The 13,599-nt window shown below is 73.9% G+C and carries 10 protein-coding genes; all 10 read right to left on the bottom strand.

Annotated features, from left to right (window positions below; all coding sequences use genetic code 11):
• Window positions 1-78: 78 nt before the first annotated feature.
• The 10 genes from ACT7CP_RS03795 to recQ all read right to left on the bottom strand — a co-directional run bounded on the left by ACT7CP_RS03795 (window position 79) and on the right by recQ (window position 13,568).
• Complete coding sequence (locus ACT7CP_RS03795) at window positions 79-819, bottom strand: GntR family transcriptional regulator (RefSeq protein WP_445443437.1); 741 nt, start codon at window positions 817-819, stop codon at window positions 79-81.
• A gap of 19 nt (window positions 820-838) precedes the next feature.
• The gene (locus tag ACT7CP_RS03790) at window positions 839-2,311 is read right to left on the bottom strand and encodes an aminopeptidase P family protein (protein WP_445443436.1); all 1,473 of its coding nucleotides are present in this window, start codon (window positions 2,309-2,311) and stop codon (window positions 839-841) included.
• Window positions 2,308-3,633, bottom strand: coding sequence for an alpha/beta fold hydrolase (locus tag ACT7CP_RS03785; RefSeq protein ID WP_445443435.1), 1,326 nt, complete (start codon window positions 3,631-3,633; stop codon window positions 2,308-2,310). Before ACT7CP_RS03785 ends, ACT7CP_RS03790 begins: the two co-directional genes overlap by 4 nt.
• Window positions 3,630-4,610: an ATP-binding cassette domain-containing protein gene (locus tag ACT7CP_RS03780; RefSeq protein ID WP_445443434.1), complete on the bottom strand. Its 981-nt coding sequence runs from the start codon at window positions 4,608-4,610 to the stop codon at window positions 3,630-3,632. Before ACT7CP_RS03780 ends, ACT7CP_RS03785 begins: the two co-directional genes overlap by 4 nt.
• Entirely contained in the window at window positions 4,607-5,473 is an 867-nt protein-coding gene (locus tag ACT7CP_RS03775) for an ABC transporter ATP-binding protein (protein WP_445443433.1), read from the bottom strand. The genes ACT7CP_RS03780 and ACT7CP_RS03775 overlap by 4 nt, the downstream gene beginning before the upstream one ends.
• Entirely contained in the window at window positions 5,470-6,462 is a 993-nt protein-coding gene (locus tag ACT7CP_RS03770; protein WP_413962547.1) for an ABC transporter permease, read from the bottom strand. The genes ACT7CP_RS03775 and ACT7CP_RS03770 overlap by 4 nt, the downstream gene beginning before the upstream one ends.
• On the bottom strand, window positions 6,459-7,421 hold the full coding sequence (locus ACT7CP_RS03765; protein WP_413962546.1) for an ABC transporter permease: 963 nt from the start codon (window positions 7,419-7,421) through the stop codon (window positions 6,459-6,461). The genes ACT7CP_RS03770 and ACT7CP_RS03765 overlap by 4 nt, the downstream gene beginning before the upstream one ends.
• Before the next feature lie 3 nt (window positions 7,422-7,424).
• Window positions 7,425-9,110: an ABC transporter substrate-binding protein gene (locus ACT7CP_RS03760; RefSeq protein WP_445443432.1), complete on the bottom strand. Its 1,686-nt coding sequence runs from the start codon at window positions 9,108-9,110 to the stop codon at window positions 7,425-7,427.
• A 158-nt stretch (window positions 9,111-9,268) separates the two neighbouring features.
• Complete coding sequence (locus ACT7CP_RS03755) at window positions 9,269-11,284, bottom strand: glycoside hydrolase family 127 protein (protein ID WP_445443431.1); 2,016 nt, start codon at window positions 11,282-11,284, stop codon at window positions 9,269-9,271.
• Window positions 11,285-11,693: 409 nt separating this feature from the next.
• Window positions 11,694-13,568 carry a DNA helicase RecQ gene (gene recQ / locus ACT7CP_RS03750; protein WP_445443430.1) on the bottom strand — a complete coding sequence of 625 codons (1,875 nt, stop codon included), beginning with the start codon at window positions 13,566-13,568 and terminating at the stop codon, window positions 11,694-11,696.
• Window positions 13,569-13,599 lie beyond the last annotated feature (31 nt).

Here is a 13,599-nt window from a genome sequence, read left to right as displayed (position 1 = left end):
GGCGGGATGGTGGTCGGCCGTGTCAGTAATATGTCACACATCGTGGCGGAGCGGAAGTCCCCGTCCGCAAGGGGATGCTCAGGCGCCGGCGCCCACGGGATCCGAGTCCGACGCGGCACCGTCGACGGGCTCCGCGGTCGGATCCTCGCCCTCGCCCTCGCCGCGGCCGGCCCACCAGCCCGTGGCGTGCCGGATGTGCCGCACCATGAGCTCGTGGGCGGCCGGGCCGTCGCCCCGGACGAGCGCCCGCAGCAGCTCGTGGTGCTCCGCGGCGGAGGCGTCCAGCAGGCTGCTCTCCTTCATCGACGCGAGGCCGACGAGGCGCGTGCGCGAGCGGAGGTCGGCGATGGCCTCGGTGAGGACGGGGTTGCCGAGCATCCGCGTGAGGGAGAGGTGGAGCTCCTGGTCCGCCTGCAGGTAGGCCCGGAGGTCGCCCTCGCGCGCGCCCTGCTCGATGCGGTCGGCGAGCGCCTCGAGGCCCGGCAGCGCGCCCTCGGGCAGCTTCCCGGCGAGCCGCTCCATGGCGGGCGCCTCGAGGAGCTGGCGCACCTCCACCAGGTGGGCGAGCTCCTCGTCGCTCACCGCCGTGACCCGGAAGCCCTTGTTGCGCACGGTCTCGACGAACCCGCGCTTCTCGAGGTCGAGCACCGCCTCGCGCACGGGCGTGGCCGAGACGTCGAAGCGCACCGCGAGCGTGGGGACGGTGATCAGCGTGCCCGGCTCCAGCTCGCCGGAGACGATGGCGGCGGACAGGGCCTGGTGCACGTGCTCGCGCAGGCTCTCGCGCGGGGGTGCGGGACGCAGTGCGGAGAGGCTCACGCGGGTCCTCCTCCTGGGGTCAGGACGGGGACCGCTGCATGCTCATCCAGGACTCCAGGCCCCGGGCGTCGATCGGCAGCGCGTCCGACATCACGTCGGACCCCGTCTGCGTCACCACGATATCGTCTTCGATCCGCACGCCGATGCCCCGGAGCTCGGGCGGTACCATCCCGTCGTCCGGCGGGAAGTAGAGGCCCGGCTCGACCGTGAGCACCATGCCCGCCGCGACCCCGCGCCGGTACGCCGCGGTGCCGGCGCCCGAGCAGTCGTGCACGTCGAGGCCCAGGTGGTGCCCGATGCCGCAGACCAGCCAGCGCCGGTGGTGCTGCCCCGCCGGCGAGAGGGCCTCGTCGACCGAGACCGGCAGGATCCCCATGTCGTGCAGGCCCTGGGCGATGACCTCCATGGCGGCGTGGTGGAAGTCGACGAGCGGACGCCCGGGGGCGACGGCGTCGAGGCCCGCGCGGTGGGCGCGCTCCACCACGTCGTGCACGAGGCGCTGCTCGGGCGAGAAGGCGCCGGAGACGGGGATCGTGCGGGTGACGTCGGCCGTGTAGAGGCTCCGGGCCTCCACGCCCATGTCGAGGAGCACCAGCTCGCCGTCGCGGAGCGGCCCGTCGCAGCGGACCCAGTGCAGGGTCGTCGCGTGCCCGCCGCCGCCCACGATGGTGGCGTAGCCGGGCCCGTTGCCGACCGTGCGCGCGTGCCGGTCGAAGGTGCCCTGCAGCCAGCGCTCGCCGCCGTGCTCGCGGGCCCGCGGGATCTCCCGCACGACCTCGGCGAAGCCCGCGACCGTGTCGTCCACGGCGCGGCGGAGCTCCTGGATCTCCCACGCGTCCTTGATCACGCGCAGCTCGCCGAGCGCCGCCACGAGCGCCGCGTCGCGCGGCACGTCGGCGAGGGCCGACGGGACGCCCGTGACGGCGCCCGCGCGGCGCACGTCGCGGATGCCGGCGAGGTCGGGGGCGATGCGGTCGGGGCCGCGCACCGGGATCCCGAGCGCGGCCTGCCAGTCGGCGTGCGCGGGAGCGGGCCCGACCCAGAGCTCGCCGTGGTCGGCGTCGGAGAAGAAGCGCGGGTCGCCCGGGTGCGCGGGTGCCGGCACGTGCAGGACCGCGTCGTGGCCGCCCGGCACGGCGTGCATCACGAGCACGGCGCCCTCGATGCCGACGCCCGTGAGCCAGACGAAGTCGCTGTCGGGACGGAAGGCGTACCGGCAGTCGTCATTCCGGGTGGGCGCGTAGCCGCTCACGACCGCCAGCGTGACGCCGGGCATCGCGGCGCTCAGCCGGTCGCGGTGCTCCGCGGCGGCCTCGACGGCGCCGGGCACCGTCGTGGGCGTGCGGTCGGGCGTGATCCAGCCGCCGGCCATGAGCGCGCGGAACGCGGGCACCTCGGCGAGGCGGGGCGGGCGGCGGGCGGGGTCGTCGGCGGCGGCAGGCGCCGTCGGGGTCGCGTCGGAGGGCGTCGTGTCGGGGGTCGTGTCGGTCATCGGGGGATCCCTCCTCCATCGCGGGCGATCATGTCCATCAGCCGCCCGAGAACCCCGCCGTCATGTGATCTGGCGGGCGCTCCCAGGCCGTCGTGCTCGTGCTCGTTCGTGATCCACGCGCGGGCGCTCCCCACGCGCGCGACCGTCTCCTGCTGCAGCTGCGCGTCCACGAACATGTCGTCGTGGTAGATCGCGGCGGCGAGCGGCACCTCGTTGGCGGCGAGCCGCGCGGGGTCGTAGAGCTCCGGCCAGCCCTCGCGTCGGGCGAGCGCCTCGACCGCGCCGCGGAAGGGGCGGAGGAGCCGGATCTCCTCGAACATCCAGGGGTACATCATCTCGCCGGTGAGCAGCAGCGGCCGGGCGGTGGGCGCGAAGGCCGGGTGCCGGCCGCGCTCCCGCTCGGCGGCCCAGGCGGTGGCGGGCCGGTTCCCCGACGCGTAGATGCTCTCCTGGAGGGCGGCGAACAGCGGGTTCCCCGCGTACGACGTGAGGCGCAGCGCCTCGGCGAGCAGCAGGTCGGTGGGCTCGCCGCGGTCGTCGAGCGCCTCGTCGAGGAGCGCGTGGATCCGCTCCCGCCCCGGCCCCATGCCGAGGTCGATCCCGATGGTCTGCAGGCGCCGCACCGTCAGCACGTCGCCGTCGGGCAGCGCGACGTCGCCGACCGCGAGCCGGTCGGCGAGGCGCGACAGGATGCCGACGTCGCCCGGGTAGCGCGCGTGGTAGCCGGCGTTCTTCGCGACCGTCCGCGGGTAGGTCCGGCGGTAGACCTCCTCCGCGTCCGGGTCGAGGGAGGCGAGGCCGCCCGTCACGTAGCAGGCGGTGAGGGCCTCGGGCGCGAGCGACAGGTAGGTGAGCGTGAGGAAGCCGCCGTAGCTCTGGCCGAGCGTCGACCAGCGGCGCCCGCCCTCGAGGTGCTGCCGCAGCGCCTCCGCGTCCCGCACGATCGAGTCCGCGCGGAACAGCGCCAGGTGCGCGGCCGCGGCGGCGTGGTCGTCGCCGAAGCGGAGCATCGTGCGCGCCGTGACGGGCGTGCTCCGCCCCGTGCCGCGCTGGTCGAGGAGGACGACGCGGTGGGTGCGGAGGGCGTGGCCGATCCAGCCGCCGTCGTCCATCACGCGCGGCGACTTCCCGCCCGGCCCGCCCTGCAGGTAGAGGAGCGCGGGCAGGTCGTCGGCCCGGCGTCCGGGGGCGACGAGCTCCCGGGCGAAGACGGTGATCGACGGGCTCGGCTCGCCGGCGCGCGCGGCCGCCCAGTCGAGCGGGACCTCGATCTCGTGGTCGGTGACGTGGACGCCCGGCACGGTGGCCGATCCGACGATCACGCGGCCGACCCGTCCGCTGCGTCGCGGGTGTCCGGGCGGGACGAGCCCGCGTCGAGCGCGCCCGCGTCGAGCCCGGCGGCCCGACGCGCGGCCGACCGCCTGCGGTCCCACTCGGAGTCGATGCGCGGCACGGCGTCGAGCAGCGATCGCGTGTACGGGTGCTGCGGGCGCTCGAATACGTCGTCGCGCGTCCCCTCCTCCACCACCTTCCCGGCGCTCATCACGGCCACGCGGTCGGAGAGCTGCCGCACGACGGCGAGGTCGTGCGCGATGAAGACGTAGCTGAGGCCGCGCTCGCGCTGGAGGTCGCGGAGGAGCGCGATGACGCGCGCCTGCACCGTCACGTCGAGCGCGGACACCGCCTCGTCGCACACGATGAGGCCCGGGCTCACGGCGAGCGCCCGCGCGATCCCGATGCGCTGGCACTGGCCGCCCGAGAACTGCGCCGGGTAGCGCTGCGCGTGGTCGGGATCGAGGCCCACCCGGTCGAGCAGGTCGCGGACGAGCCGCCCGTGCCCGCCCGGCGTCGTGATGCCCTGGTACCGCAGCGGCGCGCTGATGATCTGCTCCACCGTGTGCCGCGGGTTCAGCGACGACGCCGGATCCTGGAACACGACCTGCACCTGCCGCCGGAACTCCCGCAGGAGGGCGCCGGACGCGTGCGTCATGTCCTCGCCCCTGAGCGCGAAGGTGCCGGAGGTGGGGTCGAGCAGGTGCGCGATGATCCGCGCGGTCGTCGACTTGCCGGATCCGGACTCCCCCACGATGGAGAGCGTCTGCCCGGTCGGCACGTCGATGCTCACGCCGTCGACGGCCAGGAACCGGCGCGCGGACGGACGCAGCCCGCGGCCGCCGCGCGTCACGTACTCCTTCGTGAGGTCGCGCGCGGAGAGGAACGGCTCGGGCGACGGCGCGGGCGCGGGCGCGGGCCCGGCGGCGGCCTCGGGGGCGGTGGGCGATGCGGCGTGCTGGCTCATGAGGCGGATCCCGTCGTGAGGCGGTCGTAGGCGGCGTCGATGCGGGGGATCGCCTCGAGCAGGGCGTGCGTGTACGGGTCCTCCGGCGCGGTGAAGACGCGCTCGGTGGTCCCGCTCTCGACGCGGTGCCCGCCCCGCATGACGAGAACCTCGTCGGCGAGGGAGGAGACCACGGCGAGGTCGTGGGTGATGACGAGCATGCCCATCCCCGTCTCGGCGCGGATGGAGCGCAGCAGGTCGAGGATCTGCGCCTGCACCGTCACGTCGAGCGCGGTGGTCGGCTCGTCGGCGATGAGGAGCTCGGGCTCGAGGCAGAGCGCCATGGCGATCATGATCCGCTGCCGCATGCCGCCCGAGAACTGGTGCGGGTAGTGGTCGACGCGCGTGCCGGCCTCGCGGATGCCCACGCGCTCGAGCGCGTCCACGACGCGCGTCCGCACGGCCCGCCGGGACCCGGGGCGATGCGCCCGGTACGCCTCCTCGATCTGCAGCCCCACCGAGTAGTAGGGGTTGAGCGAGGAGAGCGGGTCCTGGAACACCATCGCCATGCGGTCGCCGCGCATCGCGCGGAGCTCCCGGTCGCTGCGGCCGACGAGCTCCTCGCCCGCCAGCCGGATGCTCCCGGTGACCGTCCCGCCGCGGGGCACGAGGCCCATCACGGCGAGCGAGGTCATCGACTTGCCCGAGCCGGACTCCCCCACGATCCCGAGGGTGCTGTCCGGCTCCACCCGGAACGAGAGGTCCTCCACGACCCGGACTGGCCCGCGCGAGGTCGGGAAGGCGATGGTGAGCCCCTCGACCTCGAGCAGCGGCGTCCCGGGGACGGCGCGGGCGGGCGGCTGGTGCGGTGCGGTGGCGGTCACGCGGTGATCCTCACTCGGGGGTCGAGCACGGTGTACAGCACGTCGACGACCACGTTCCCGACGACCACGAAGGCCGCGGCGAGGAGCGTGACGCCCATGATGACGGGCTGGTCGTTCTTGGCGATGGAGTCGGCCGCGAGCTTGCCGACGCCGTTGAGGCCGAAGACCGTCTCGGTGATCACGGCGCCGCCGAGCAGCCCGGCGAAGTCCATGCCGAACAGGGTGACGACGGGCGTGAGCGACGGCCGGAGCGCGTGGCGGCGGATCACGAGCCCCGCCGACAGGCCCTTCGCGCGGGCGGTCCGCAGGTAGTCCTCCTGCAGCGTGTCGATCACGTTGGCCCGCACGATGCGCGCGTACACCGACGCGTAGCCGAGCGCGAGCACCAGCCACGGCATGATGTACGACTGCAGCCAGGCGACCGGGTCCTCCGTGAACGGCACCGACTGCGGGAACGGCAGGATCTGCAGCTGCACCACGAGCACGTACTGGAGGAGCAGCGCCGCGAAGGAGATCGGCACGCTGATCCCGGTGAGCGCCCCCGCCATCGCGGCCCGGTCCCACACGGTGCCCTGCCGGATGGCGCTGACGAGGCCGCCGACGACGCCGAACACGACCCAGAGGACCGCCGCGCCGACCGCGATCGTGACGCTCACGGGGAGGCGGGACAGCATCAGGTCGAGCACCGGCTGCTGCGTCTGGAAGCTGAAGCCCAGGCAGGGCGCGGCGCACTGGATCGCCGTCGGGCCGTCCCCGTAGGTGCGGCCCGTGAAGATACCCGTCACGAAGTCCCCGTACTGCGCCCAGAACGGGCGGTCGAGGCCGAGGAGCGCGCGGATGGAGTCGATCTTGTCCGGCGTGCAGGTCTTGCCGCAGATGGTGACGGCGGGGTCCGGCTGGAGCAGGAAGAAGATCATGTAGGTGAACAGGCTGATGAGCGCGAGCACGATCAGCGCGGATCCGGCCCGGCGGGCGAGGTAGCCGATCATGCCGCCTCCCCCTGCTCGAGCGCGGTGCGGAGGTGGTCGCCGAAGACCGTGAACGACAGCACCGTGAGGAAGAGGAACGAGCCCGGCACGATGAAGTACGCGGGATCGACCGTGTACCAGGTCACCGAGTCGGCGATCATCTGGCCCCACGACGGCGTCGGCGGCAGCACGCCCACCCCGAGGAACGACAGGCTCGCCTCGGTGCCGATGTAGCTCGGCACCGAGAGCGTGGCCAGCACGATCACGGTGCCGCGCAGGTTCGGCAGCACCTCCCGGAAGATCACGCGCATCGAGGAGGCGCCGGACGCGCGCGCGGCCTCCACGAAGTCGCGCGTGCGGATCGTCATGGTCTGGCCCCGCACGATGCGCGCGGTGTACGGCCAGCCGAAGACGCTGAGCACCAGGACGAGCAGCACCGGGCGGTTGCCCGCGGGCAGCGCCGACAGGATCGCGATCATGAAGATCAGCGCCGGGAAGGCCATGAGGAAGTCCATGACCCGCGACACGACCTGGTCGACGATCCCGCCGAAGTAGCCGGCGACCATGCCCGCGACCACGCCGATCGTCGTGGTGACGACCGTGGCGGAGACCGCGATGAGCAGGGACACCCGGGCGCCGTACGCGATCCGGGCGAAGAGGTCGCGCCCGTTCTGCGGCTCGACGCCGAACCAGTGCGAGCCGCTGACGCCGCCGAACGGGCCGATGGGCAGGCCGCCGAGGACGGGATCCACGGCCGTCGCGTCGAAGGTCGTCGGTCCCCAGCCGGTGATCCCGGACAGGAGCGGCGCGAACACCGCGAGGACCATCACGAGCACCACGAACGCGGTGCTGAGGACCACGGACGGCGTCGACCGGAGGGCCTGGACCACGCGCTTCGCCGGCGTGACGGCGGGCGGCCGCCCCGTCGGGTAGGCGGAGGCCGAGTCGGGCGCCGACGCGCCCTGCAGGGTGGCGGTCACCGCCTACTCCCCCGTGGCGAGGCCGATGGTGGCGTAGTCGATGCCGCCGGCGAACAGCGGGCTCGAGTAGGCGTTCCGCACGTTCTCCCCCACCACGAGCACCGACTGCGCGAACAGCAGCGGCACGGTCGGCGCGAGCTCCTGGATCTGCTCGTCCAGGTCGCCCCACGCCGTCTTCGCGGCGTCGAGGTCGGTCATCGCGGAGACCTCGTCGATCTTGGCGTTCACCGCCGGGTCGTCCAGCTGGGCGATGTTGTTGTTGCCCTTCTCGCTGATCTGGCGGCCGTCGAACAGGGTCGGCAGCACGGTGCTGGCCGACAGCCAGTCCGGGCACCAGCCGGTGACCGCGGCGTCGTGCTGCTGCGTGGTGGTGCCGATGGTCTCGTAGTAGGTCGAGGTGTCGATGATGTTGAGCTCGAGCGTGATCCCGACCTTCGCGAGCGACTGCTGCAGCGCCTCGGCCTGCTTCTGCGACGAGGGCAGGTTCCGCACGTCGAGCGTCATGGAGAAGCCGTCGGCCAGGCCCGCCTCGGCGAGCAGGGCCTTCGCCTTGTCGACGTCGCCCGCGCTGTCGGCGCTCGGGTACAGGTCGAAGTCCTTGTGCCCGGGGATCGAGGGGGTCAGCATCGTCGAGGCCGGCGCGGCGATGGACGGGCCGCCGGCGACGTCGGCGAGGGACTTCTTGTCCACGGCGTAGGCGATCGCCTGGCGGACGCGGACGTCGTCGAGGTGCGGCTTCGTCGTGTTGAGGCCGAGGTACGTCGTGCAGGCCTGGTCGCCGCTCACCGTGCGGGCCTTGATCTGCGGGGTCTGGATCCGGGAGACGCTCGCCGCCGTGATCGTGTACGCGATCGCGTCCTTGTCGTCGCCCTGGCCGGCGAGCATGCGCTCGTCGATGGTGGCCTGGTCGAGGCCCACGGTGAACTGCCACCCGTCCGGCTTGGCGGTGCGGACCTCGTCGGTCGCCTGGTCCCACTCGGGGTTGCGCTCGAGGGTGAGGGAGGATCCGGGCGTCCGTGCGGTGACGCGGTAGGGACCGGAGGCGATCGGCTGCTGGTCGACGCTCGTCGTCGTGACCTTCGCGGTGTCCGCCGGGAAGGGCGTGAACGTGCTCTGCGCGGCGACGCTCGCGAACTCCGGCACGGAGCGGTTGAGGTGGAACACGATGGTCCTCTCATCCGGCGTCTCGATGGAGGACAGGTCACCCGACTCGTACGGCCCCTTGTAATCCTCGCCGCCGGCGAGGTAGAGCCGCGTGTACGGCGTCCCGATCGCGAGCGCGGGGTCGAACGAGCGCTCCACGCCGAACTTCACCGACTCGCTCGTGATGGGCGACCCGTCCTCGAACTTCAGGCCGTCCTTCAGCGTGAAGGTCCAGACCGTCGCGTCGGCGTTCGGCGTGCCCGTGTCGGTCGCGAGGTCGGGGGCGATAGTGGCGCCGTCCTTCCCCGAGGGGGTGGTGAGCGTGCGGTAGATGAGCCGGTAGAGGTCGGCGACGCCGGTGTCGTAGCCCATCGTCGGGTCGAGGTGGGAGAAGTCGGTGCTGGCGAGCACCTGCATGGTGCCGCCCGTGTCCGCGGGGCCGGTGACGCCGCCCGCTGCGGCGCCGCCTCCCCCCGCTCCGGCGCAGGACGTGAGGGCGAGGCTGGCCGCGAGGGCCAGCCCGATGGCGGTGGTTCGTCTGTTCATCGGACTCTCGATTCGTGGAGGGCGGCCGAGGCGCACCGGGTGGGGAGTGACGGACGGGTCGTGCGATGGGGAAGGGGAAGCGGGACGGGTGCGCGCGTCCGTCCCGGCCGGGTCGGCCGGGTGCGGGCGTGCGCGCGGGGCGGGTCGGGGGTGCCGCGTCAGCCGGTGTCGGCGGCGCGGATCCAGACCCGCATGGCGCCCGCGCCCCGGTTGCCCCAGAGGGCGTACGGGACGAGGACCGCGTCGACGGGATCGGCCGACGCGGCCGGGGCGGTGGTGCCGGGGACGACCTCGGGGTAGAGCTCGTCGGGTGCGGCGACGGCGCGGCGGAGGCGCACGGCGAGCGCGACGCCGGAGCCGGGGCGGGCGGGGCCCGCGGCGACACCCGTGCCCCACGGGTCGGCGAGCGGCAGCGGCACGGGTCGCGCGGTCGCGAGGTCGCGCGGGTCGAGGAGGAGGTCGTCGACGGGCGCGCCGGCGTCCTGCTGCTCGACCGCGTACACGATCGGCCCGCGCGCCACCGCGAGGGTCCCCCGGGTGGCGTCGAGGTGGGGGTGGGATCCGAGGGCGCGCACGGGCATGTCGAGCTCGACCACGAGCGCGTCGCCCACGGCCCAGGGGCGGGTGACGCGGATCCACCCGTCGTCGGCCGTCGCGTCCACCTCGACCGGGGCGCCGCCGTCGGCGTCCTGCACGACGGCGGTCGCGGAGCGGCACCAGCCGGGGCGGCGGACCACGAGGCCGGACGCGGCGCCCGACGCGCGCAGCACCTCGACGCGCACGGTCCCGTCCCACGGGTACGCGGTGGTGACGCGGACGTCGAGGGCGTCGGTGCGGAGGACGCACGCGGTCGGGTGCGCGATCACGAGGTCGTCGCCGTCCTGCACCGCCACGTGGTCCTGCAGCTCGCTCATCCAGCGCACGATGTTCGGCGGGCAGCACGGGCAGGTGAACCAGGGCCGGCGCAGCAGCTCGCCGTCGGTCTCCGCGCCCGACCGCGCGTGGTGGTCCGGGCGGCGCTGCAGCGGGTTGTCGTAGAAGAAGCCCGTGCCGTCGGCGGACAGCCCCACCGCGTAGGCGTTCAAGAGCACCGTCTCGTAGGCGTCGAGGAAGCGCGCCTCGCCGGTCGCGAGGTGCAGGCGCCAGGCCCACTGCATCACGGCGATGGCGGCGCACGTCTCGCTGTAGGACCGCTCGCTCGGCAGCTCGTACGCGTCGCCGATCGCCTCGTCCGAGTGGCGGCTGCCGAGCCCGCCCGTGACGTAGAGGCGCGTGCGCACGGCGTCGTCGAACAGGCGGACGGAGGCGGCGAGCAGACCCGCATCGCCCGTCTCCGTCGCGACGTCGGTGGCCCCCGCCGCGAGGTACGCCATCCGCACCGCGTGACCCGTGACGGCGGGCATCTCGCGGAAGGGGTCGGCGTCCTGGAAGTACTCGGCCGGGAAGATCCGCGTCGCCACGGTGCCGTGTCCGCGTCGGTCCACGAAGGCGGCCGCGAGGTCGAGGTACGCGCGCTCCCCCGTCTCGCGGGCGAGCTCGACGAGCGCCATCTCCACCTCGGGGTGGCCGCACACCTCCGCGCGGCCGGCGGGTCCGAATTCCCGCACCGCGGCGTCGGCGAAGCGGCGGGCGACGGCGAGGAGGCGGCCCTCGCCGCCCTGGCGGGAGTCCGCGACGGCGGCCTGGATCAGGTGCCCGAGGTTGTACAGCTCGTGGCCCCAGGCGAGGTCCGACCAGGGCTCGCGGCCGGATCCCGGCCGCTGCACGTACGAGCCGATGTAGCCGCCCTCCGCCTGGACGCGCTCGAGGACGTCGGTGGCCTCCGCGAGGAAGGCGCGCATCTCGGCCGAGGCGGATCCCCGGCCGACCTCGTACGCGATCCCCTCGAGCGTCTTGTAGACGTCGGTGTCGAGGAACGGGTAGCGCGGCACGGGGCGCTCGCCCGGCCCGTCGACGGCCGCGCACAGGTCGTCGAGGTTGCCCGCGGCGGCGAGGGAGGCGAGGGCGTGCGGGATGGTCCGGGCGCGGTTGCGCTCCTGCCAGTCGGCGAGGAGGCCGCCCTCGAGGGTGACCGCGCCGGCGCCGAGCGGGCGACGCGATCCCGTGCTCGGGAGGACGGCGGGGCGCCGGGCCTCGCCGCGGATCGCGTCCGCATCCGCTCGTGTGACTGCCATGCCGCCCCCTCGTCCGGTCTCGGGTGACCGGTGATAGGTGACATATTACAAATACGCGCACGGGTGTTGGCAAGGGCGTCGACCCGATTCCCGCGTCCTGTTACACGCTGTTCACACGCGTCGGCCGGAGGGACGGCGGACGCGCGGGCGCGCACCCCGCGCGATGCCGGCTCCTCACAGCTCGCATGGGGCGCACGGTCGGACCAGTACGATCGTGGGCAACGGCGACAGCTCTTCGGGTGAGCTGTCCCGCCAGCGCCGGGCCGGTCTTCGGGTAAAAGTCGGCCGTGTGCGCGGCCCGGTCCCGCAGCCCTCGAGGCTCGGGGCCGGGTCCCTCTCCCCTCCGCGCGAGCGCGGACGCCGGCGTCCGCACCGGGATCGGCCGACGCGGGACCCGTCGACGCGGGCGCTATCCGACGGCCGCGCCCTCCGCGGCGACGACGCCCAGCAGGCCCTCGCCGTAGGTGTCGAGCTTCTTCTGGCCGACGCCCGTGATCCCCGCGAGCTGCCCGAGGTCCTGCGGGCGGACGGTGGCGACCTCGCGCAGGGTGACGTCGGCGAACACGACGTAGGCGGGCACGCCCTGCTCCTTCGCCTGCTCCGAGCGCCACGCGCGCAGCGCCTCGAACAGGCCCTGCGCCTCCTCCGGGAGGTCGACGACCTGCCCGCCCTTGGCCCGGGTGGTGCGGGTGCCCCGGCCGCGCACGAGGCGCTCGGGCTCCTGCCGCATGGGCACCTGCCGGGCGCCCGTGAGCACGTCGCCGCTGCCCGCCGTGATGACGAGGGTGCCGTAGCCGTCGTCGCTCACGCCGAGGAGCCCCTGCGCGAGGAGCTGGCGGACGACGCCGCGCCACTGCACGTCGGTGAGCTCGGTGCCGATGCCGAAGGTGGCGAGCTGGTCGTGCCCCTGCTGCCGCACGCGGTCGGTCTCGTTGCCGAGCAGGATGTCGATGAGGTGCGCCGCGCCGAAGCGCTGGTTCCGCTCGCGCTGCAGTCGCACGATGGTGGACAGCAGCTTCTGCGACGGGACGGTCGCGTCCCACGTGGCGACCGGCTCGAGGCACGTGTCGCAGTTGCCGCAGGGGCCCGTCTCCTCGCCGAAGTAGCGGAGGAGCTGCACGCGCCGGCAGCCGACGGTCTCGCAGAGCGCGAGCATCGCGTCGAGGTGCTGCGAGAGCCGGCGGCGGTGCTGCGCGTCGCCCTCGGACTGGTCGATCATGCGGCGCTGCTGCACCACGTCCTGCAGGCCGTAGGCGAGCCAGGCGGTGGACGGCAGGCCGTCGCGGCCCGCGCGGCCGGTCTCCTGGTAGTAGCCCTCGATGGACTTGGGCAGGTCGACGTGGGCGACGAAGCGCACGTCGGGCTTGTCGATGCCCATGCCGAACGCGATGGTCGCGCACATGACGATGCCGTCCTCGCGGAGGAAGCGCGCCTGGTTGCGCTGGCGCACGGCGGCGTCGAGGCCGGCGTGGTACGGGAGCGCCGTGATCCCCTGCTTGTTCAGCGCCTCGGCCGTCTGCTCGACGGTCTTGCGGCTCAGGCAGTAGACGATGCCGGCGTCGCCCGCGTGCTCGGTGCGGATGAGGTCGATGAGCTGCTTGCGCGGCTCGGCCTTCGGCACGATGCGGTACCGGATGTTCGGCCGGTCGAACGAGGAGACGAAGTGGCGCGCGTCCTGCAGGCCGAGTCGCGCCGTGATGTCGGCGTGCGTGGCCTCGTTGGCCGTGGCCGTGAGGGCGATGCGCGGCACGTCGGGCCAGCGCTCCTCGAGCATGGACAGCGCGAGGTAGTCCTTGCGGAAGTCGTGGCCCCACTGGGAGACGCAGTGCGCCTCGTCGATGGCGAACAGCGCGATGCGGGCCTCGTCGAGGAGGCGGCCCATGCGGTCGAGGATGAGGCGCTCGGGCGCGAGGTAGAGCAGGTCGAGGTCGCCCGCGAGGAGCGCCCGCTCGACCTCGCGGCTCTCCTCGAGGTCCTGCGTGGAGTTGAGGAACGCGGCGCGGACGCCGACGGCCCGCAGCGCGTCGACCTGGTCCTGCATGAGCGCGATGAGCGGCGAGATGACGACGCCGGTGCCCTCGCGGACGAGGCTCGGGATCTGGTAGCAGAGCGACTTGCCGCCGCCGGTGGGCATGAGCACGAGGGCGTCGCCGCCGCCGATGACGTGCTCGACGATCTCCTGCTGGTCGCCCCGGAAGGCGTCGTACCCGAAGACCGTGCCGAGGCGCTCGAGGGCGGGGGCCAGCGCGGTGCCGCCGGCGGGAGCGGGAGGGGTGGAGGTCATCGGGGCAATCGTATCCGCCGGCCGCGCGGGG

Source organism: Clavibacter rahimiani, from assembly GCF_052654495.1.
The sequence above is the reverse complement of the archived record's forward strand: the minus strand, read 5'-3'. Positions and strand labels throughout refer to the sequence as shown.